The sequence below is a fragment of the Sulfurivirga caldicuralii genome, assembly GCF_900141795.1.
Taxonomy (GTDB): domain Bacteria; phylum Pseudomonadota; class Gammaproteobacteria; order Thiomicrospirales; family Thiomicrospiraceae; genus Sulfurivirga; species Sulfurivirga caldicuralii.
In genome coordinates this window covers 490,364-510,191 of sequence record NZ_FSRE01000002.1, presented here as the reverse complement: position 1 = coordinate 510,191, position 19,828 = coordinate 490,364, and the positions used below count along the sequence as shown (strand labels likewise).

Genomic DNA, 19,828 nt, shown 5'->3' with positions numbered 1-19,828 from the left:
ATTGAATGGCAGAACAGCCTGAAGTCCAAGCCACGACCGCCTCGCCCGATCCGCTGGGAACGCTGATCGGGCGTCTTTCATCTCTGTCCGTCGCCAAACAGATCAGCCTGCTGGTTTCCATTGCAGCGGTGGTGGCGATGACCGTCGGTCTGCTGCTGTGGAGCGGCAAGAGTGACTACACCCTGCTGTTCGGCAGCATGGATGCCAAGGAGATGCAGACTGTGGTCGAGTATCTCGAGCAGAACAAGGTGGACTACAAGATCGATCCGAGCAGCGGTGCGGTGCTGGTGCCGAAGGATGAGGTTTACAAGCTGCGTCTCAAGCTGGCTGCTGCAGGCTTGCCCAAAAGCGCCCCAACCGGCTATCAGCTGCTGGACAAGGATCAGGGCTTTGGCGTTTCCCAATTTCGTGAAACCACGCAATACAAGCGCGCCCTAGAGGGCGAGTTGGCCCGCTCCATTGAGTCGATCGATGCCATCGCTTCGGCCAAGGTCATGCTGGGCCTGCCGAAGCGTTCCGTATTCGTGCGCAAGCAGGAGCCGGCCAAGGCCTCCGTGGTGGTGCGGCTGCGTCCCGGGCGTCAGCTGACACCCGAGCAGGTCAACGCCATCGTCTATCTGGTGGCCGCTAGCGTGCCTAACCTGAGTCCGAAAAATGTCACCGTGGTGGATCAGTACGGCAATCTGCTGTCCGACAACCAGGCGGGGCAGATGCGCGTCAGTCTCAAGCAGCTGGATTACACCCGGACCGTGGAGCAGACGCTGTCGCGGCGCATTATCGATGTGCTGGCGCCGGTGGTCGGCGGTGCATCGCGGGTGCGCGCACAGGTGACCGCGGATATCGACTTCACTCAACAGGAACAGACACGCGAGAACTATGAACCCGACCCCATGGCGATTCGTTCCGAGCAGGTTATCAAGGAGCTGGATCGCGACAAGGGGCCCCAAGGCATTCCGGGCGCGCTGACCAACCAGCCGCCCCGCGCCGGCATCGCACCGGAAACCGGCTATACAGGTACGGATGTCGCAGAAGCCAATGCGAAGCGCCTCAAGGAGAAAACCACGCGCAACTATGAGATCGATCGCACAGTCAGCCATGTCAAGAGCCAGATTGGCACCATCCGCCGTCTCTCCGTCGCCGTGGTGCTGGATGACAAGACCCAGGTGGATGAACAAAGCGGCGAAGTGAAGCGCGTGCCTTGGGCACCAGAAGAGCTGGATCGCTTCAAGAAGCTGGTCAGTGACGCCGTGGCGCTGGAGCCGGCGCGTGGGGACACCTTGAGTGTGCTTAATGCGTCATTTGTGAAACAGGAAGCACTGGAAGAGGTTCCCATCTGGCAGGAGCCGTGGTTTATCGACCTGGTCAAGCAGGGGCTGGCGGTGCTGGGCGTGCTGGTCGTCCTCTTCGGCGTGATCCGACCCATGATTAAGGATCTCACTAAGCCGGATGAAACCCTGCAGATCGAGTATCCGGAAGAGCTGGAAGCTGAAGAAGCCGAAGAGACGCTGGAAAACCTTGAAGAAATTCACAAGGCGCTGGAGCAGATTGACGAAAGCGTCGAACAGACCGTGGAAGAGATTGCCCACGGTACGGATGAAGAACAGCAACTGATGGAAAAAGTGCGCAGCATCGTGCAGAACGACCCGAAAGGCGTGGCTCATATCCTGAAACAGTGGCTGCAGGAGGACTGAGATGGCCGAAGAACTGGCGCCGGAAGAATTGGAAGAAGGCCTGTCCGGACTGGACAAGGCGGCCATTTTCCTCCTCGCAATCGGCAAGGATAATGCCGCGCGGGTGCTCAAGCACATGAACCCGCGCGAGGTGCAGATGATCGGCACCACCATGGCGCAGCTGGAAAATATTACCCGCGAAGAGATCAAGGCTGTCTTTGAAGAGTTCCTCGATGAAGTGGGTGAGGACGTGCTGGGCATTGACCCGAGCGAATATGCGCAGGAGCTGATGGCTGAAGCCCTGGGCGAGGGAGGCGCCATCCTCGATGCACACATGCTGGCCGATCAGCTTAAGGGGCTGGAAGCCCTCAAGTGGATGCACCCCTCAACAGTGGCCAATATGTTGCGCAATGAGCACCCGCAGGTTATCGCCGTGATTCTTTCCTACTTCGAGCCGGATCAGGCAGCAGAAGTGCTAAAGGGCATTCCGCAGCGGTTCCATGCCGAGGTCATCTACCGCATCGCTACGCTTGAGGCCGTTCAGCCCAATGCGCTGTTCGACCTTAACGATGTGATTGAAAATGCTTCCAAGGACGGGCGCGGAGGCAAGCTGGCAGCCATTGGGGGGACCAAGCAGGCAGCGGAAATCATCAACATGCTTGGCAGCACCGGCATCGAAATTCTCGAAGAGGTGGCCTCCGAACACGAAGACATTGCCCAGAAGATTCAGGATCAGCTGTTTACCTTTGAAGACATCAAGGGGCTGGATGACCGCGCCATTCAGACCGCGCTGGCCGAAATTCCCAACGATGTGCTGGTGCTGGCGCTCAAGGCGGCGGACGACGAATTGCGCAACAAGTTCCTCAACAACATGTCCAAGCGCCAGGCCGATATTATGCGTGATGACCTGGAAAATGCGCCGCCTGCCAAGCTCAGCGAGGTGGAAGATGCCCAGCGCACCATTATTCAGGTGATTCGTCGCCTCGCGGACGAAGGCAAGATCACCATGCCGGGTGGCGGCGAGGAGATGCTGTAAATGACGCTGAAGAAGCCACAGCCTCAACCAACACGACCGCTGCGCGCACCGGCTGATGCCGTCAAGCCGGTGGATCAGGCAGACTGGGGTCTGGAGCGTTTTGCACAAACCGAAGCCCGGCTTCAGGCTCAATTGGACGCGCAGCTGCTTGAGCAGATGCGCGCCGAACTTAAGCCCCGCCTTGACAAGGAATTGGCACAGCTGAAGGGCAAAGCGCGGGAGGAAGGCTACCGGGCCGGTTTTGAGGCGGGTCGGAAAGCTGGCTATGAAAAGGGCTATGCGCAAGGGCGGGCTGCGGCCGCGGAAGAAGCCGCTGTGCAGCAGGCAAGCTGGCAGCGGGAGACTGAAGCCCTGTTGACTGCCTTGAACCAGCCGCTGTCCGATCTGGATGAGCGCCTTGCCGATACGCTTGCAGAGGTGGTCACACGCAGCGTAGCCACTTTCTTGCAGAGTGATCCTCAGCTTGAGCAGACCTGGCTGCGGACGACCCTGCAGAAGGTGGTGCATACCCTGCAGCAGCAGCGCGCCGGCGTGGAGATTTATGTGCCGGCCGGGGCACAAACACGCATCGCCGAGCTGCTGGGACCTCTGGCGGATCATTGCACCCTGTACGAAGATCCGGAACTGCCATCCGATCACTATCGCGTGACACAGGATGCCAGCGAAGTGACGCTCAATCTGGCCACTGCGCTGGATGGCTACCTCGAAGCGCTTCGTTCGCAGTTGGCACACCATGTCAAAGATACTGTCGCACACACTGCAGACTAGTCTGCAGCAATTCATCCCGCCCGAGCCTGCTCCGCCGCAGATTACCGGCAAGCTGGTCCGCGTGTCGGGTCTGACGCTTGAGATGGCCGGTCTGCAGGCGCCCTTGGGCGCCCGCTGTCTGGTGGCGCGGGGCGAGGGTGCACCGATCGAGGCCGAGGTGGTGGGCTTTGAGGCAGGGCGGCTGTTTCTCATGCCCATTGAGCTGGTTTCCGATCTGGTGCCCGGTGCCAGGGTGTGGCAGCGCCAGCAGATGGCACACTTTCCGGCAGGGCGCGCCCTGCTTGGGCGGGTGGTGGATGCCCTCGGACGTCCGCTGGATGACCAGCCGCTGCAAACTGTCGAAAGTGTTGTGCTCAATGCGCCACCCCACAATCCGCTCAGCCGAAAGCCGATTACGGAGCCTCTCGATGTGGGCGTGCGCGCCATCAATGGCCTGTTGACGCTGGGGCAGGGGCAGCGCGTTGGCCTGATCGCCGGCACGGGGGTGGGCAAGAGCGTGCTGCTGGGCATGATCACACGCTTTACCGAAGCAGATATCGTCATCGTCGGGCTGATCGGTGAACGGGGGCGCGAGGTCGGGGACTTCATCCGTTCCAATCTGGGTGCCGAGGGCCTGGCCAAAAGTGTTGTGGTAGCCGCGCCGGCCGATACGTCGCCATTGATGCGTCTTCAGGGCGCCCTGTACGCCACCGCGCTGGCGGAATATTTCCGTGATCAGGGACATCGGGTTCTGTTGTTGATGGATTCTTTGACGCGTTATGCTCAGGCGCAGCGGGAAATCGCCCTCGCTGCAGGTGAACCGCCGGTGACCAAGGGGTATCCACCCTCCGTGTTTACCCGCATTCCGCAGCTGGTCGAGCGTGCCGGTAACGCTGGTGAAAGCGGCGGCACCCTGACTGCCATCTACACGCTGCTGGCTGAAGGGGATGACACGCAGGATCCGGTGGTGGATGCAGGACGCGGTGTGCTGGATGGGCACATTGTGCTGTCGCGGGCGCTGGCGGATAGCGGCCACTATCCGGCCATCGATGTGGCGGCGTCCGTCAGCCGCTTGATGGTGGAGATCACCACGCCACAGCATCAGCAGCTGGCGCGGCGCTTCAAGCAGCTATACAGTGCCTATGAAACCAATCGGGACATGATCAGCCTCGGCATGTATCGCCAGGGGAGTGACCCGCTCGTGGATGAAGCCATTCGCCGTCGCGAGGGCATGAATGCCTTTCTGACCCAGGCCATCCAGGAACGCGTGCCTTTCGAACAGAGTGTGCAGCAGCTCGCACAGGTGCTGCGATGAAAACCCTTCTTCAGCAGCGGGATCGCTACCGCAAGGTTCGGGATCATGCACAGGCCCAGCTGGATCAGCTTGCCCAGCAGATTTCCATGCTGCAGCAGCAGCAAGTGCTGCTGCAGCAACAGCTGGAAGACCTCAGTCAGTACACGCTCAGTGTGGATCAGCTTGCCGGATCCTTGTCCGCGCAGCAGGTCATGCAGCGCAAGGCGTTCGTCCAGCAGCTTTTGCAGGCACGGATGCATCAGCAGCAGCAATGTAAGCAACTTGCCGAGCAGATCGAAGCCCTGCAGCAGGCGTGGCAGCAACAGTATCGCCAGGTCAGCGCTCTGGAAAAACTGCTGCAGCGTACCGAGCAGGCGCTGGCGCAGGCTGAAGCGCGCCAGCTGCAGAAAGAAACGGACGCGCTTGCAGCTCGAATGCCCTCCCGCTAAAAACGGCACAGTTGTTGCTCATCTCTTGGCAGACTCAATGACAGGACAATGTTATGGCCTTGAATCCAATTGCAAGCATGACAGCTGTTAATCCCTCCGATGGCTTGGTCGCCAGCAGTTTGAATAAGGAAGCGTCGTCGCAGTCTGCGGTGGCGGATTTTGCCCAGTTGTTTCAGCGCGCCTTTGCCCAAATGGATGGCAAGGGTGAGGTTTCTGTACCGGTGGAAGCCAATACGCTGACGGATGATCAGCAGGCCGCTCTTGAGAACTTGATGGATGCAATGAGCGGTTTTCTTGAGACCTTGGAAAATCGTTCGGTATCGCTGGGGGGAAAAAACCTGCAAGCCGATGCACTGCATGAAGCGGTCCAGAGTCTTGCTGATGCACTGCAGGCCTTTTTTGCCTCGCTTCCCGAAGGGCAGAAACGATTGGCTGAAGAGCGTGACATTACGGTGGATGGGGATCAGCGAGAGGCCCTTGAGGCGCTGTTTGGTACCGATCTGCTAAAGGAAAATCGATTGTATGGTGGTGATGACCAGGTTGAGATGGCCTCACTGCAAGGCAAGGGTCATGCAGCTGAGCGCACCCTGTCTGATGAAGAAAAAAAAGGTGGACAAGGCATCGACCTGGGCTCGTTGGTGCAGGGGCTGGCACGGCTGGGGGCATTGCTGGCTCATCAGAACGTGGCAGACAGGCATGCTTCGAAAATCGACGAGGATTACCGTCCGGCGGGTGATGGGGCGGCAATTCTTGCCGCGCCAGCATCCCAGGCTGCCGGTTTGAGGCAGCTGGATACAGACCCTGAAACAGAGTATGCACTTGCCAATTCTGACAAAACAGGCGCAGGACAGACTGACGTGCTGAAAAGCGAAGCCGGTACACAGAGGAATGCCTCGGATGTGCTGATGAAGCGTCTTGCGACATTGCACGCGCGCCTGCAGCAGCTGGCTGCACACGCCTCTGTTGCCGCAGCGGATGATAAGCCGAACAAAACCGCCCCGGCTGAAACCTTGGTCACCTTTTCCTCAATAGTGGATGAACAGCGAGTGGTTAGTCAGGAGATTCCCTTGCTGGCCCATGCCGTGCGCAATCTTTTGAACCCGCGCATGGATCAGAGCGTCTCCTTGCGCGAGGGGCTGATTCAGCGCTTTGAGCAGCTTTCCGAGCGTCCCGTCTCTGCACAGATGACCCAGGGCGACACTGGAAATGGTGCGATGAATCAGGGACAGGGACAGCCATCCTCCACGCTGGGCATGCTCCGTACGGATGCCGGTCAGTTGCCTTCGCCAGCCCAGTCAGCCATTGCGCTGCCCCTGCGTCACCCGGACTGGGGCAAGGCCTTGGCGCAGCGGGTGATGGTGCTGGCGCAGAACAATCAGCAGCTGGCACAGGTACGCCTGCACCCGGCACACCTGGGGCCGATCCAGATCAAGATGAAACTGGACAAGGATCAGTCCGTTCAGGTCAGTCTGCACGCCCATCATGCACTGACGCGCGAGGCGATCGAGCAGGCGTTGCCGCGACTGCGGGAGATGTTTGACCAGCAGGGACTCAACCTTGCCGGTGTGACAGTGTCGCCGGATGAACAGAGCCATGCGCAGGCGTTTGCCGATGCCCGCCGTGAAGGGCAGGCTGAAGGTCGTGGCGGTGCGGCTCCCCATGCGCAGGCAGATATTGGGGCCGAAGAAGAACTTGCCGTGCGCCAGTGGACCCGCGTCGATGCGCTGGTGGACCATTTTGTTTAGACTATGCCGCGTTTTTAACGCACAGCCTTTGAGAGCCTAATTCATGAAAGCGATTGTCGGCACAATCATCGTAATCGGGTGTGTACTGGGGGGCTACCTGCCTCACGGTTCAATCGGAATTTTGATCCAGCCCCTTGAGCTGGTCATCATCTGTGGTGGTGCATTCGGCGCTTATGTTATTGCCACGCCGGGCTGGGCGATCAAGCAGGGCTTCTCCAAAGCCGTGGGACTTGCCAAGCCCAATCCCTACAACAAGGAAATGTACCTCGAACTGCTGGGGCTGATGTTCAAGATCTTCAACAAGGCACGTCGCGAAGGGCTGATGGCCATTGAGGCGGATGTGGAAGATCCTCACTCCAGCGAGCTGTTCAACTCGGCCCCCAAGGTGGCGGCGGATCACCATGTGGTGGACTTTATCTGTGACTACCTGCGTCTGATGATTTCAGGTGCCAGCAACCCCTATCAGCTGGAGGATCTGATGATTCTCGAGCTGGATCTGCATCACCATGAAGCGGCACTGCCCGGCTATGCCATCGGGGAGGTGGCGCAGGCGCTGCCGGCCTTTGGTATCGTGGCGGCAGTTATGGGGATCATTATTACCATGGGCTATCTGGATGCCGGCCCGATGGAGATCGCCCACCACATGTCCGTGGCACTGGTGGGAACCTTCCTCGGTATTCTGGCGGCCTATGGCTTCGTGGCGCCCATCGGCAACGACATCGTCAACCGCGCCAATGACGAGGGCCATTTTTACGGGGTAATCAAGACTTGCCTGATGGCCAACCTCAATGGGTATGCACCGCAGGTGGCGGTGGAGTTCGGCCGCAAGGCGGTGCCCCATGTGGAGCGGCCTTCCTTCCAGGAACTGGATGAATACCTTCAGTCCATTAAGTAATCAGTAGCGGAAGCGCGCCATGAGCGATGAACAGTCCATAATTATCAAACGGGTCAATAAATGTCCCCATGCGGCGCATGGCGGGGCATGGAAGATCGCGTTTGCGGACTTCATGACCGCCACCATGGCGTTTTTCCTGCTGCTGTGGGTCATGGGGGGCACCAATGACGAGGAAATGAAGGCGATCGCCGAATACTTCCGCAACCCCACGGTGATCGATGCCTCGCCGGAAGTGCTGGTGGAAAGCAAGTCGCAGGGGCGTCAGACCAACACCATTATCGATGCGGGCGGTTTTCAGGACATGCCCACCGGCAAGGAAGGGGATGAAAGCGGCTCCGGCAAGGCCAAGGAAGAGGCCGAGATGGAGCAGCTGAAGCTGGAGATCCAGAAAAAGATTGCTGCTGACCCTGAACTGAGCAAGCTCAAGGATCAGTTGAAACTGGATGTGACGCCCAATGGCCTGCAGATCCAGATTCTGGATGACCGCAAGCGCCCCATGTTTGAAGCTGGGGTGGATGTGCCACGGGACTATGCTGCGAAACTGATCAAGGAAGTGGGTCAGATTCTGGCGCATACGGATCGACCCATCAGTATTGCCGGTCATACCGACTCATCCCGCTATGCCAGCCAGGATTACACCAACTGGGAGCTGTCGGCGGATCGCGCCAATGCTGCCCGTCGCCTGCTCATTCGTGGCGGCGTGCCGGAGAAGCGCATCGCGCAGGTAGTCGGTCTGGCGGACACCGTGCCGTTCGATAAACAAAACCCGTATAATCCTCGAAATCGGCGTATCAGCATTATCGTGCTGAGCCAGGATGCGCAGCAGCGGCTCAAGAGCTTGAGCGAGGCGCCGGGTGTGGAAGACCTGAGCAAGGAACTGAAACTGGGTACCCCGGTGCAACGGGCGCCCGCACCCGCTGCGCCTGCACATCATTGATTCAATACTCTGAGGAGAGAACACCATGGCTGAAGAAGAGGACAAGAAAGAAAAATCTGGTGGCGGCAGCAGTACACTCTTGCTCGTCCTGATCATTCTGCTGTTTATCATCGTGCTGGGCCTGGGGGGCCTGGTGGCGTGGCTGCTGTTGAGCCAGAACCACGACAAGGGCGGTGACAAGAAGGAGCATGTTGCCGAAGCGTCAGCCGAGCATGGCGAAGGTGGCCACGGCGATGGGGAAAACCCGCATGCCAAGCACTATTCGCCCAAATTCAAACAGTTCGATCCGCCACCCCCGGATGCACCGCCGCTGTATTTCGAGATGAAGCCTTTCGTGGTCAATTTCCATGGCGAAGGCAAGGCCAAGTTCCTGGCGGTCACGCTCAAGCTGATGACCTATTACCCGCAGCTGGTGGGTGAGCACGGCGAGCTGGAGCATCTGCGCCCCGTATTGCGCAACGACATCACCATGCTGCTGCGCAAGCAGCACTACTCTGAGCTGGCCACGGACGATGGCCCCGAAAAGCTGCGCAAGGAGATTCTCGAGCTGGTTCGCAAGGATCTTGAAAAGCATGGTATCTACCCGGATCTGGTGGAAGACGTGCTGTTCGAGCGTTTTGTGATGCAATAAGGCAAACTGAACCAATTCCATGGATGATATTCTCAGTCAAGATGAAGTCGATGCGTTGCTCCGCGGCATGGATGAGGGCGACGTCGAGACGGAGACGGATCAGCCCGAAGACGGGCTGCCCATCCGTCCGTACGACTTCTCCAATCAGGAGCGTATCGTCCGTGGGCGCCTGCCGGCGCTGGATATCATCAATGAGCGTTTCACGCGAGGATTCCAGCGCCAGTTCAACGAGTTGATCATGACTTCCATCGAGGTGGCGGCGGGTGAGGTCAAGATCATCAAGATGATCGACTATCAGCGCAATCTCTTTTTCCCCACTAGTCTCAACCTCTATCGCCTCAATCCGCTGAATACCGTGTCGCTGTTCACGCTGGATTCCAAACTGATCTTTACGGCGGTGGACCTCTATTTCGGCGGTACGGGGCTGCTGCCCTTCAAGATCGAGGGGCGGGAATACAGCCCGGTGGAAACCAGCATGATCCGCAGCATTCTCGATATTGCAGTGGAAAACATGCGCAAGGCCTGGGCACCGGTGATGGATCTGGAAATCGAGTACATGCACTCGGAGATGAACCCCAAGTTCGCTTCCATTGTCGATCCTACCGACATGCTGGTGGTCAGCCCGGTGCATGTGCGTTTCGAGGCTACGGAAGGGCGCATCGATATCGTGATTCCCTACGCGGCGCTGGAGCCCATCCGTGACAAGCTGGAAGAGGGTCTGCAGAATCTGCAGGGTGACAGCGACAATACCTGGGCACGCACCATGCGTGACGAAGTCAAGAATATTGAGGTTGAGCTCAGCAGCACCCTGGCAGAATTGCAGCTGGGCGTGGATGACCTGGTTAACCTGAAGGAAGGGGATATCCTGCCGTTTGACATGCCGGATCTGGTGACGCTAATGGCGGAAGATATCCCCATCGCCCGCGGCAAGCTGGGTATCAGTGAGCGCAACAAGAAGGCCATCAAGATCGAATCGATCATACGCCACCCGGCGTACAAGGAGCCTCCCATAAATCCTGTCAGAGGACTGGACGATGAGTGAAGAAAACAATACGCCTGAAGACGACGATAACGCGGATTGGGGCGATGCCCTCAAGGAACAGGCCAAAGCCGAACAGAGCGAAGGTAACGGTCAAGGCGAGGAGGGGGCTGCGGACGATTGGGCCGCTGCCCTGACTGAGCAGGCCGAAGCCACCGATGATGCAGTCAGTACCGAGGAAGCTGCAGACATTTTCAACGCCCTGCGTGCGGACAGCGATGGTAACAAGCTCGATCTGGATGTGCTGCTGGATATTCCGGTGACGGTTTCCCTGGAGATCGGCCGCACCAGGGCAACCATCCGTAATCTGTTGGCGTATTCACAAGGCTCGGTGGTCGAGCTGGATCGACTCGCCGGTGAGCCGCTGGATGTGCTGGTCAATGGTACGCTCATTGCCCACGGGGAAGTGGTGGTCATCAACGACAAGTTCGGTGTGCGCCTGACGGATGTGATCAGTCCACAGGAACGCATTAAAAAGCTTAAGTGATGAACCCCAGGTATTTGTTTTGTAAGGAATTTTTCGGGTCCCAAAAACGGCTTTTCAAAAAAGTCGGGGACCCCCTCCTTGGGTTTGGGCTGATGGCATGCGTTCCGGCGCTGCAGGCTGCCGAGAGCCCGGCCAGAGTGGGCGAGCACGCCTTTTCTGCCAGCGGTTATGCTGGACAGGTGGTGTTGTCGCTGCTGTTTATTCTGGCGCTGATCTTTGTCGCCGCATGGCTGCTGAAGCGATTTGCCGCCATTCCCGGGGGCAATCCGAATGCCCTGCGCGTCATCAGTGCGCTCTCCGTGGGGCGGCAGGAAAAGATCGTACTGCTCGAAGTCGGGAAACAGCAGCTGCTGGTGGGGGTGACGCCGAGCCGCATCTCCCTGCTGCATACCCTTGCGGAGCCTGTGGAAGTGGCCGATAATGGCAGCAACGTACCACAGGGCGCCTTTGCGAAACGGTTGCACGATGCACTACACGGCCAAGCCGATCGTCACGACAACGGCTCGAAAGCTGATTAGAATCCTGCCGTTTCTGTTGCTGTTCTGGCCCTGGCTGGCCCAGGCCGCACCCGGCATTCCCGCCTTTACCGTCAGTGTGGATGAACAGGGCAATCAGGATTACACCCTGACCATCCAGATACTGCTGATCATGACCGGGCTGACGCTGCTGCCCGCCGCCTTGATCGCCACCACTTCATTTCTGCGCATCATTATCGTGCTGGCCCTGCTGCGGCAGGCGCTGGGTACCATGCAGACGCCGTCGAATCAGGTGCTGATCGGGCTGGCGCTGTTTCTCACGCTGTTCATCATGGCACCGGTGCTGGACAAGATCTATACCCAGGCCGTTTCCCCCTACATGGAAGAAACCATCACCTTCAAGGAGGCGGTGGAGCGGGCATCGAAGCCCATGCACACCTTCATGCTACAGCAGACGCGCGAGGATGATCTGGGCATGTTCGCGGAGATGGCGGGTGTGACCTTGGAGCAGCCGGAAACGGTGCCGTTCAAGGTGCTTATCCCTGCGTTCATGACTTCCGAGCTGAAGACCGCATTCCAGATCGGCTTCATGATCTTTATTCCCTTTCTGATCATTGACCTGGTCATTGCCAGTCTGCTCATGTCCATGGGGATGATGATGCTCTCGCCCATGATCATCTCGCTACCGTTCAAGATCATGCTGTTCGTGCTGGTGGATGGCTGGGAGCTGATTCTGGGCACGCTGGTCAACAGCTTTATTGTGCCGGGCAGTGGGGTGTAAGCCATGAACGAATCGACGGTATTGCAACTGGGGCAGCAGATGATGGAAATCGTGGCCATGCTCTCGGCGCCGCTGTTGCTGCCGGCGCTGATCGTGGGGCTGCTGGTGGGCATGTTTCAGGCTGCCACACAAATAAACGAAATGACACTCAGCTTTATCCCCAAGCTGGCGATTGTTGCCCTCTCCACAGTACTGTTCGGCCCATGGATGCTCGATGTCTGGACCAGCTTTACCGTGGAACTGATCCGCAACATTCCTGCGACGCTGGGGCTGTCGCACTGATTGGGCATGGTCTTTAGCTTCGATCAGTTTCTGCAGCTGCTGGGGCAGTATTTCTGGCCTCTGGTGCGCCTCGGTGCCGCTATGGCCATGATTCCCATCTTTTCCATGGCCGCTGTGCCGGTCAGGGTGCGGCTGCTTACGGTCGTGTTCATCGTGCTGGCCGCCGCCCCCCAAATTCCGCTTCCGCCGCCCATCGACCCCTTTAGTGCCGAGGGCCTGCTGGTGGTGATGCAGCAGGTGGTCATCGGCTTGGCCATGGGCTTGATCTGGTTGGTGGTGTTTCAGGCCTTTGTGTTGGCCGGGCACTTCATCTCCATGGGCATGGGTCTGGCTTTCGCATCCATGGCTGACCCCATCAATGGGGTCAGTGTGCCCATACTCAGCCAGTTTTTCACCATTCTGGCCACGCTGTTTTTTCTGGTGCTCAACGGGCACCTGCTGGTGATTCAGGTAGTGGTGGACAGCTTCAACACCCTGCCGGTGGGTGTGGATATGCTCAGCCCCGAGAGCATTAGGCGGGTGGTGGCCTTTGGGGCCTACATCTTCAGTGCCGGGGTGGTGATGGCGTTGCCGGTGGTGACCAGCCTGCTGCTGGTGAACCTGGCGTTTGGCATCATGTCCCGTGCGGCACCGGCTATGAATATCTTTGCGGTTGGCTTTCCGATCACCCTGTTGTCCGGTCTGGTGCTGCTTTCACTGATGGGGCCGATGATTCTGGAGCATCTGCGTACGCTGGTGCATCTGGCCATGGAGCAGACACAGGCGCTGCAGTTGAGGTAAGGCATGGCAGAAAACGCAGACGGTCAGGAAAAGTCGGAACAGCCAACGGAGAAAAAACTCCGTGAGGCCCGTGAAAAGGGACAGGTGCCGCGCTCGAAAGAGCTGGCCACCGTGCTGATGCTGCTGGGGGCCGGGGTCTATTTTCTCGTGCTGGGTCCTTATACGGTGCAGCAGTTCGAGGCGCTGATGCGCGAAGGGCTGTCGCTGGATCGCGCCCACGCTTTCGACTTGAAAAAGGATCTGGAGCTGATCATCGGCCTGTTTGTGCAGGCGTGGGCTATTGTGTGGCCGTTTCTTGCTGTCATGGTGGTCATTGCCGTGGCCTCGCCGCTGCTGATTGGCGGTTGGAACTTTGCGCCCAAGGCGCTGGCGCCCAATTTCGCCAAGCTGAACCCCATTACTGGCTTTGCCAAGCTGTTTTCCCTGCGCAATCTGCTGGAGCTGGTGAAAGCGCTGCTCAAGGTTTCGCTGGTGGCGCTGGTGGCGGTGCTGGTGATCGGTCAGATGCTGGATCAGCTGCTGGGACTGGCCAAATTGAGCCTACTTAACGCCATGGGCGAGGCCGCCAGCATCGTGGTGTGGTCGTTCATCCTGATCAGTCTGTCGCTCATCGTGGTGGCACTGATTGACGTGCCCTATCAGCTGTGGGAGCATACTCGGCAGATGATGATGACCCGTCAGGAGGTCAAGGAAGAGTTCAAGCAGCAGGAAGGGGATCCGCAGGTCAAGGGGCGCATTCGCCAGCTGCAGCATGAGATGGCGCAGCGGCGCATGCTGCAGAAGGTGCCTGAGGCCGACGTGGTCATCACCAACCCCACGCACTTTGCCGTGGCGCTCAAGTACGACCCGGCCACCATGCGCGAACCCATTGTACTGGCGATGGGGGCGGACCTGATGGCGAGCCAGATCCGCACCCTGGCGAAAAAGCATCATGTGCCCGTGGTGGAGGCGCCCGCGCTGGCGCGAGCCCTGTACTATAATGCCCAGGAAGGGGCGCCGATTCCCTATCAGCTGTTCCGCGCCGTGGCGGCCGTACTGGCCTATGTCTATCAGCTGCGGGATGGCCAGGCGGCCACACCGCCGGATTTCGAGCATCTGCCCGTGCCGGAAGAGATGACCCAACCCCCGCCATGAGGATTGAGAACGACACCCTATGACATTGACGGCTGTGTGGGAAAAGATCAAGCAGGGCGCTGGCAGTGGCCTTGGGGTGCCGATCGCCGTTCTGGCACTGCTGGGGCTGATTACCATCCCGCTGCCGCCGTTCCTGCTCGATGTCTTTTTTACTTTTAACATTGCCCTGTCGCTGGTTGTTCTGGTTGTCACGCTTTACGTCAAGCGCCCGCTCGAATTCGCCATCTTTCCCACCATTATTCTGGTCACCACGCTTTTCCGTCTTGCACTCAACATCGCTTCGACACGGGTTATTCTGCTGGAAGGGCATAACGGCCCGGATGCCGCCGGCAAGGTGATCGAATCCTTCGGTGAGTTTGTCATCGGTGGCAACTATGCGGTGGGTCTGGTGGTGTTCGCCATTCTGGTGGTGATTAACTTTGTCGTGGTCACCAAGGGTGCGACTCGTGTGGCTGAAGTGAGCGCTCGCTTCACGCTGGATTCCATGCCCGGCAAGCAGATGGCCATCGATGCGGATTTGAACGCGGGGTTGATCACGCAGGAAGAGGCTCAGCAGCGCCGCAAGGAGATCGCCATGGAGGCGGACTTCTACGGTGCCATGGATGGTGCCAGCAAGTTCGTGCGCGGCGATGCAGTGGCCGGCATTGTCATTCTGTTTATCAACATCGTCGGTGGTCTTTTTATCGGTCTGCTGCAGCACAACATGAGTTTCAGCGACGCCATTCAGACCTATACGCTGCTGACCATCGGTGACGGCCTGGTAGCGCAGATTCCCTCCATCCTGCTCTCCACAGCCACCGCCATCATCATTACCCGTGTCAACAGCGACAGCAATGACATGAGCCGGCAGGTGCAGAAACAGCTGTTTGCCAATCCGAAAGTGCTGGCGGTGACGGCGGGCATTATGGCCATCATCGGCGTCATTCCGGGCATGCCCAATTTTGCGTTTCTCTCTCTGGCGGCAGCCCTGGCCGCATTGGCATGGTATGTGTCCCGGGAGGCAGCGCAGGTCAGTGACGAGGCCGCGCTGGAAGAGGTTGAAGAAGAGGAGACGCAGGCACCGCAGGACGTGGGCTGGGATGATGTGGGGCAGGTGGATCCGCTGGGACTGGAAGTGGGGTATCGTCTCATTCCGCTGGTGGACAAGAATCAGGGCGGCGAACTGCTGGATCGTATCAAAGGGGTGCGGCGCAAGCTGTCGCAGGAACTGGGTTTCCTCATTCCCCCGGTGCATATTCGTGACAACCTGGAGCTCAAGCCGACCCAGTATCGCATTCAGGTCATGGGGGTTACCGCCGGCGAGGGTGAGGTCTATCCGGACCGGGAGCTCGCCATCAATCCGGGCCAGGTATATGGCGAGGTGGAGGGCATCCCAACCAAGGATCCCGCTTTCGGGCTGGATGCGCTGTGGATCAGTCCATCGGAGCGGGATCATGCCCAGGCCATGGGCTACACCGTGGTGGATGCCAGCACGGTCATAGCGACCCACCTGAGTCAGATCATTCAGGAGTATGCCTGGCAGCTGCTCGGTCCTGATGAAGTGCAGAAGCTGCTGGACCGCGTGCGCGAGCACTCGCCAAAACTGGTGGAGGAGCTGGTACCGGACAAACTGCCGCTGGCAACTGTGGTGAAGGTATTGCAGAACCTGCTGCGTGAAAAGGTGCCGATTCGCGATCTGCGCACCATCCTGCAGACGCTTAATGAATACGCCACGCAGACACAGGATCCCGAGCAACTCACCCAATACGTGCGTGCGGCTCTGGGGCGTGCCATCGTTGACATGCTGGCGCCGGGGGATGCGCCACTGCACGTGATTACGCTGGATCCGTCTCTGGAGCAGCTGCTGCTGCAGGCGGCACAGAACTCCCCGCCGGGACAGATCACCATCGATCCGGGACTGGCCGAACGGCTCTATACCGCGCTGGCAGAGCAGGTGCAGCAGCTGGAAACTCAGGGACACACGCCGGTCCTGCTGGTGGCACCGCAGATCCGTGCCGCACTGGCGCGGCTGTTCCGCTACAGCCTGCCCAATCTGCACGTGCTCGCCTATACGGAAGTGCCGGAAAACCGCCAGATCAATGTGGTGGCATCCGTTGGCCAGCAGCACAACGCTGAAGGGGCATCCCCATGAAAATGCGTCGTTTTGTTGCCCCCACGCTCAAGGCGGCGCTGGCGGAAGTCAAGGCAACCCTGGGGCCGGATGCGGTCATCCTCTCCTCGCGGCAGGAAAACGGTCAGTACGAAGTGGTGGCTGCCATGGATGATGTCGAGGCCCCGGTTTCGCTGGAGCGCCCTGCTGCCCCTCGGGCACCTGCCAACAGTGCTGAGCTGGAACGACTCTCGTCCGAGCTGCAGTACATGCGTCAATTGCTGGAGCAGCAGATGGCCGGATTGGCGTGGGGTCAGGCCGAGCAGCAGGCACCCCAGCGCGTTTTTCTTTTGAAAAAACTGCTGAATATGGGCATCGGCTGGGAGCTGGCCCAAAGCTTGCTTCAGCAGGTTGAGCCGATTACAGATGAAGATGCGGCGTGGTCGCAACTGCTTGGGCTGGTTGCTCAAGGGCTGAAGCCCAGCGAGCGGGACATTAGCCGGCAGGGCGGTATCGTTGCGCTGGTGGGACCAACCGGTGTAGGCAAGACCACCACCATCGCCAAGCTGGCAGGCCGTTTCGTCATGCGACAGGGCGCGAGCCAGCTGGCGCTGGTGACCACCGATTGCTATAAAATAGGGGCGCAGGCGCAATTGCAGACCTTTGCGGACCTGATGGGCGTGCCGGTGCATGTGGCTCGGGATCAGAGTGAACTGGTCACGCTGCTGATGGGTCTGCGCGGCAAGAAACTGGTGCTGATCGATACGGCAGGCATGAGCCAGAGGGACATTCGCATTGCCCAGCAGGCGACCAACCGACAGGGAGGGGGCTTGCCGGTGCGCAATCTGCTCGTGCTCTCGGCAGCCACGCCGCTGAAGGTGATGCGCGAAGTGGTTGAGGCCTTCGGGCAGTTGAAGCTGGATGGCCTTCTGTTCACCAAGCTTGATGAAGCCACCCAGCTGGGCAGTGCGCTGACGCTGGCGACGGAAACCGGCCTGCCGCTGACCTACTTTTCCGAAGGGCAGCGGGTGCCGGAAGATCTGCAGGTCGCGGATCCGCAGGAATTGATCGATCGCGCCATCGTATTGGGGGCGCAGCAGACGGACGAACGCGCCGACATGGCGTTCAAACTGGGATTGGGCAAGGAGTATTTCGATGCACACTGATCAGGCGGCAGGACTGCGCGCCATGCAGAAAAAGCCGGCAGGAAGCACGTCGAATCCCACTGCAGCGGCGGCGAAAAAAACGGCCCCCGAAAAAGTCGGGGACCCCCCCTCTGGCAAGCCGGTGCGTGTGATTGCCGTCACCAGCGGCAAGGGCGGTGTGGGTAAGACAAATGTCTCCGTCAATCTTGGTGTGGCCCTGAGCGCGAAGGGCAACCGGGTTCTGCTCATGGACGCAGACATGGGGCTGGCCAATGTGGACATCATGCTGGGGTTGAGCCCGCAATATAACCTGTCTCACGTGCTGGATGGCCAGAAAAGCCTGCGCGAGGTGATTGTAGAGGGGCCGGGCGGCCTCAAGGTCATTCCGGCCGCGTCGGGCGTCAAGCGTATGGCGGAGCTGAGTGCACTGGAGAATGCAGGCATCGTGCACGCCTTTTCCGAGCTTGCCAACGATCTGGATGTGCTCATTGTGGATACGGCGGCAGGCATTGCCAGCAGTGTGGCAACCTTTTGCCAGGCAGCGCAGGAAGTGGTGGTGGTCGTGTGCGACGAACCGGCTTCACTGACTGACGCCTACGCACTGATCAAGGTGCTCAACCGGGATTATCAGCTTAATCATTTCCGCGTGCTGGCCAATATGGCCCAGAGCGAGCAGCATGGGCGCAAACTGTTTCTGAAGCTGGCGACCGTAACCGAGCGTTTTCTGGACAACGTGCAGCTGGAGTATCTGGGTACGGTTCCGTTTGACCCGGCGCTGAAAGAAGCCGTGCAGAAACAGGTGCCCGTTACCCTTTATAATCCCACCAGCGTATCTGCCGGCGCCTTCCGGCAGATTGCCGAACAGGTCAATCGCTGGCCGGTGCCACAGGGGGCCACCGGGTATATTCAGTTTTTCGTGGAAAACCTGTTTCAGGGATAGGAGAGCCAGTAGCGGATGAAGGGCGCAAGCGCATACGAAAAAGTGGCTCGAAGTAGCTCACCTGAACTGGGTGATGTGGAGAGTTATCTGCCGTTGGTTAAACGCATTGCCTGGCACTTGAAAGGACGCCTTCCGGAAAGTGTGCTGGTGGATGATCTGATCCAAGCAGGAGTGCTGGGGCTGATCGAGGCCATGCAAAATTTCCGCAACGATCAGGGCGCCACCTTCGAAACCTATGCCGGTATCCGCATTCGTGGTGCCATGCTCGACGAAATTCGTCGCGGCGACTGGACGCCCCGCTCCGTGCACAAGAAGGCCCGAGAGGTCAGTGAGGCCATTGCAGTGGTCGAAGCACGGGAGGGGCGTGAAGCGCGGGACGAAGAAGTGGCCGAGGTGCTGGGGCTGACCCTGACCGAGTATCATAAGATCCTTCAGGATACCAATTCGGCCCAGCTGCTTTCCATAGATGAGCCGGATCACGACGAGTTGAACGAAGATCAGCTGGTGTCCCACGGTCCAACCCCCTTGCGGGAAGTGATGGATGATGCCTTTCAGAATGCGCTGGCGGAAGAAATTGGCCGCCTGCCTGAAAAGGAAAAGCTGGTGATGGCACTGTATTACGACGAAGAACTGAACCTGAAGGAAATTGGCGAAGTGCTGGGTGTGAGCGAGTCGCGCGTCAGCCAGCTGCACAGCCAGGCCATCAAGCGTCTGCGGGCGCGCCTGAAGAACTGGATATAACAGACGGGAGAATCGAATGAATATCGATCGCGATATCAACATTTTGGTGGTGGATGACTTTTCCACCATGCGTCGAATCGTGAAGAACCTGCTCAAGGAGTTGGGCTTCAAAAACTTTGACGAGGCCGATGATGGCGCCACCGCATGGCCCATGGTGCAGAGCGGCAAGTATCAGTTAATCGTCAGCGACTGGAACATGCCAAAAATGACCGGCATCGAGCTGCTCAAGCGTGTGCGTGCGGACGAAAAACTGAAGGATACCGCCTTCCTGCTGATTACCGCCGAAGCCAAGAAGAGCCAGATTCTGGAAGCAGCACAGGCCGGGGTGGATGGCTATATCGTCAAGCCCTTTACTGCCGCGACACTGGCTGAGAAATTGGAAAAGGTGTTTGAACGCTACAACGCCCGCATGGCGAAGAAAAAGCAGGCTGGTGCCGCCAAATAAAAAGATTATAAAAAGATTAAAGATTAAAGATTAAAGATTAAAGATTAAAGATTAAAGATTAAAGATTAAGGCATCACGCGTCCGA

General features: G+C 58.8%; 21 protein-coding genes. All 21 read left to right on the top strand.

Features of this window, described 5'->3' with window-relative positions; translation table 11 throughout:
• The first annotated feature begins 5 nt into the window (after positions 1 to 5).
• The 21 genes from fliF (at position 6) to BUQ81_RS05560 (ending at position 19,743) form a co-directional block, all read left to right on the top strand.
• Positions 6 to 1,691 carry a flagellar basal-body MS-ring/collar protein FliF gene (gene fliF, locus BUQ81_RS05660; protein WP_074201395.1) on the top strand — a complete coding sequence of 562 codons (1,686 nt, stop codon included), beginning with the start codon at positions 6 to 8 and terminating at the stop codon, positions 1,689 to 1,691.
• Between the two features lies 1 nt (position 1,692).
• Positions 1,693 to 2,706, top strand: a complete 1,014-nt coding sequence (fliG, locus tag BUQ81_RS05655) for a flagellar motor switch protein FliG (protein ID WP_074201394.1) — start codon at positions 1,693 to 1,695, stop codon at positions 2,704 to 2,706.
• Positions 2,707 to 3,474: a FliH/SctL family protein gene (locus tag BUQ81_RS05650; protein ID WP_074201393.1), complete on the top strand. Its 768-nt coding sequence runs from the start codon at positions 2,707 to 2,709 to the stop codon at positions 3,472 to 3,474.
• The gene (gene fliI / locus BUQ81_RS05645) at positions 3,440 to 4,768 is read left to right on the top strand and encodes a flagellar protein export ATPase FliI (protein WP_074201392.1); all 1,329 of its coding nucleotides are present in this window, start codon (positions 3,440 to 3,442) and stop codon (positions 4,766 to 4,768) included. The genes BUQ81_RS05650 and fliI overlap by 35 nt, the downstream gene beginning before the upstream one ends.
• A complete protein-coding gene (fliJ, locus tag BUQ81_RS05640; protein WP_074201391.1) occupies positions 4,765 to 5,196 on the top strand; it encodes a flagellar export protein FliJ in 432 nt (143 codons plus the stop codon). The genes fliI and fliJ overlap by 4 nt, the downstream gene beginning before the upstream one ends.
• A 53-nt stretch (positions 5,197 to 5,249) precedes the next feature.
• The gene (locus BUQ81_RS05635) at positions 5,250 to 6,941 is read left to right on the top strand and encodes a flagellar hook-length control protein FliK (RefSeq protein ID WP_074201390.1); all 1,692 of its coding nucleotides are present in this window, start codon (positions 5,250 to 5,252) and stop codon (positions 6,939 to 6,941) included.
• Between the two features lie 43 nt (positions 6,942 to 6,984).
• Positions 6,985 to 7,836 carry a flagellar motor stator protein MotA gene (motA, locus tag BUQ81_RS05630; RefSeq protein WP_074201389.1) on the top strand — a complete coding sequence of 284 codons (852 nt, stop codon included), beginning with the start codon at positions 6,985 to 6,987 and terminating at the stop codon, positions 7,834 to 7,836.
• Between the two features lie 19 nt (positions 7,837 to 7,855).
• The gene (gene motB, locus BUQ81_RS05625; RefSeq protein ID WP_074201388.1) at positions 7,856 to 8,773 is read left to right on the top strand and encodes a flagellar motor protein MotB; all 918 of its coding nucleotides are present in this window, start codon (positions 7,856 to 7,858) and stop codon (positions 8,771 to 8,773) included.
• Positions 8,774 to 8,798: 25 nt separating this feature from the next.
• Positions 8,799 to 9,404, top strand: coding sequence for a flagellar basal body-associated FliL family protein (locus BUQ81_RS05620; protein ID WP_074201387.1), 606 nt, complete (start codon positions 8,799 to 8,801; stop codon positions 9,402 to 9,404).
• 19 nt (positions 9,405 to 9,423) lie between these two features.
• Positions 9,424 to 10,446 (top strand): flagellar motor switch protein FliM, encoded by a 1,023-nt coding sequence (fliM, locus tag BUQ81_RS05615; protein ID WP_074201386.1) that lies wholly within the window; start codon positions 9,424 to 9,426, stop codon positions 10,444 to 10,446.
• Complete coding sequence (gene fliN, locus BUQ81_RS05610; RefSeq protein WP_074201385.1) at positions 10,439 to 10,930, top strand: flagellar motor switch protein FliN; 492 nt, start codon at positions 10,439 to 10,441, stop codon at positions 10,928 to 10,930. The genes fliM and fliN overlap by 8 nt, the downstream gene beginning before the upstream one ends.
• A gap of 92 nt (positions 10,931 to 11,022) precedes the next feature.
• Positions 11,023 to 11,448 carry a flagellar biosynthetic protein FliO gene (gene fliO, locus BUQ81_RS05605; RefSeq protein WP_074201447.1) on the top strand — a complete coding sequence of 142 codons (426 nt, stop codon included), beginning with the start codon at positions 11,023 to 11,025 and terminating at the stop codon, positions 11,446 to 11,448.
• A complete protein-coding gene (gene fliP, locus BUQ81_RS05600; RefSeq protein WP_200770553.1) occupies positions 11,396 to 12,187 on the top strand; it encodes a flagellar type III secretion system pore protein FliP in 792 nt (263 codons plus the stop codon). The genes fliO and fliP overlap by 53 nt, the downstream gene beginning before the upstream one ends.
• Positions 12,188 to 12,190: 3 nt before the next feature.
• Positions 12,191 to 12,469, top strand: a complete 279-nt coding sequence (gene fliQ, locus BUQ81_RS05595) for a flagellar biosynthesis protein FliQ (protein WP_074201384.1) — start codon at positions 12,191 to 12,193, stop codon at positions 12,467 to 12,469.
• A gap of 6 nt (positions 12,470 to 12,475) precedes the next feature.
• Positions 12,476 to 13,249, top strand: coding sequence for a flagellar biosynthetic protein FliR (fliR, locus tag BUQ81_RS05590; protein WP_074201445.1), 774 nt, complete (start codon positions 12,476 to 12,478; stop codon positions 13,247 to 13,249).
• 3 nt (positions 13,250 to 13,252) lie between these two features.
• Entirely contained in the window at positions 13,253 to 14,383 is a 1,131-nt protein-coding gene (gene flhB, locus BUQ81_RS05585) for a flagellar biosynthesis protein FlhB (protein ID WP_074201383.1), read from the top strand.
• Positions 14,384 to 14,402: 19 nt separating this feature from the next.
• Entirely contained in the window at positions 14,403 to 16,514 is a 2,112-nt protein-coding gene (gene flhA / locus BUQ81_RS05580) for a flagellar biosynthesis protein FlhA (RefSeq protein WP_074201382.1), read from the top strand.
• Positions 16,511 to 17,638, top strand: a complete 1,128-nt coding sequence (gene flhF, locus BUQ81_RS05575) for a flagellar biosynthesis GTPase FlhF (protein WP_074201381.1) — start codon at positions 16,511 to 16,513, stop codon at positions 17,636 to 17,638. Before flhA ends, flhF begins: the two co-directional genes overlap by 4 nt.
• The gene (locus BUQ81_RS05570; RefSeq protein WP_074201380.1) at positions 17,628 to 18,557 is read left to right on the top strand and encodes a MinD/ParA family protein; all 930 of its coding nucleotides are present in this window, start codon (positions 17,628 to 17,630) and stop codon (positions 18,555 to 18,557) included. Before flhF ends, BUQ81_RS05570 begins: the two co-directional genes overlap by 11 nt.
• Positions 18,558 to 18,572: 15 nt before the next feature.
• Positions 18,573 to 19,298: an RNA polymerase sigma factor FliA gene (locus tag BUQ81_RS05565; RefSeq protein WP_074201379.1), complete on the top strand. Its 726-nt coding sequence runs from the start codon at positions 18,573 to 18,575 to the stop codon at positions 19,296 to 19,298.
• Positions 19,299 to 19,314: 16 nt separating this feature from the next.
• Positions 19,315 to 19,743 carry a chemotaxis response regulator CheY gene (locus BUQ81_RS05560; protein ID WP_407702706.1) on the top strand — a complete coding sequence of 143 codons (429 nt, stop codon included), beginning with the start codon at positions 19,315 to 19,317 and terminating at the stop codon, positions 19,741 to 19,743.
• The last annotated feature ends 85 nt before the right edge of the window (positions 19,744 to 19,828 follow it).

Coding starts and splice junctions, on each gene's coding strand:
- fliF (WP_074201395.1), top strand. CDS start 6: ATGGCAGAACAGCCTGAAGTCCAAGCCACGACCGCCTCGCCCGATCCG.
- fliG (WP_074201394.1), top strand. CDS start 1,693: ATGGCCGAAGAACTGGCGCCGGAAGAATTGGAAGAAGGCCTGTCCGGA.
- BUQ81_RS05650 (WP_074201393.1), top strand. CDS start 2,707: ATGACGCTGAAGAAGCCACAGCCTCAACCAACACGACCGCTGCGCGCA.
- fliI (WP_074201392.1), top strand. CDS start 3,440: ATGTCAAAGATACTGTCGCACACACTGCAGACTAGTCTGCAGCAATTC.
- fliJ (WP_074201391.1), top strand. CDS start 4,765: ATGAAAACCCTTCTTCAGCAGCGGGATCGCTACCGCAAGGTTCGGGAT.
- BUQ81_RS05635 (WP_074201390.1), top strand. CDS start 5,250: ATGGCCTTGAATCCAATTGCAAGCATGACAGCTGTTAATCCCTCCGAT.
- motA (WP_074201389.1), top strand. CDS start 6,985: ATGAAAGCGATTGTCGGCACAATCATCGTAATCGGGTGTGTACTGGGG.
- motB (WP_074201388.1), top strand. CDS start 7,856: ATGAGCGATGAACAGTCCATAATTATCAAACGGGTCAATAAATGTCCC.
- BUQ81_RS05620 (WP_074201387.1), top strand. CDS start 8,799: ATGGCTGAAGAAGAGGACAAGAAAGAAAAATCTGGTGGCGGCAGCAGT.
- fliM (WP_074201386.1), top strand. CDS start 9,424: ATGGATGATATTCTCAGTCAAGATGAAGTCGATGCGTTGCTCCGCGGC.
- fliN (WP_074201385.1), top strand. CDS start 10,439: ATGAGTGAAGAAAACAATACGCCTGAAGACGACGATAACGCGGATTGG.
- fliO (WP_074201447.1), top strand. CDS start 11,023: ATGGCATGCGTTCCGGCGCTGCAGGCTGCCGAGAGCCCGGCCAGAGTG.
- fliP (WP_200770553.1), top strand. CDS start 11,396: ATGCACTACACGGCCAAGCCGATCGTCACGACAACGGCTCGAAAGCTG.
- fliQ (WP_074201384.1), top strand. CDS start 12,191: ATGAACGAATCGACGGTATTGCAACTGGGGCAGCAGATGATGGAAATC.
- fliR (WP_074201445.1), top strand. CDS start 12,476: ATGGTCTTTAGCTTCGATCAGTTTCTGCAGCTGCTGGGGCAGTATTTC.
- flhB (WP_074201383.1), top strand. CDS start 13,253: ATGGCAGAAAACGCAGACGGTCAGGAAAAGTCGGAACAGCCAACGGAG.
- flhA (WP_074201382.1), top strand. CDS start 14,403: ATGACATTGACGGCTGTGTGGGAAAAGATCAAGCAGGGCGCTGGCAGT.
- flhF (WP_074201381.1), top strand. CDS start 16,511: ATGAAAATGCGTCGTTTTGTTGCCCCCACGCTCAAGGCGGCGCTGGCG.
- BUQ81_RS05570 (WP_074201380.1), top strand. CDS start 17,628: ATGCACACTGATCAGGCGGCAGGACTGCGCGCCATGCAGAAAAAGCCG.
- BUQ81_RS05565 (WP_074201379.1), top strand. CDS start 18,573: ATGAAGGGCGCAAGCGCATACGAAAAAGTGGCTCGAAGTAGCTCACCT.
- BUQ81_RS05560 (WP_407702706.1), top strand. CDS start 19,315: ATGAATATCGATCGCGATATCAACATTTTGGTGGTGGATGACTTTTCC.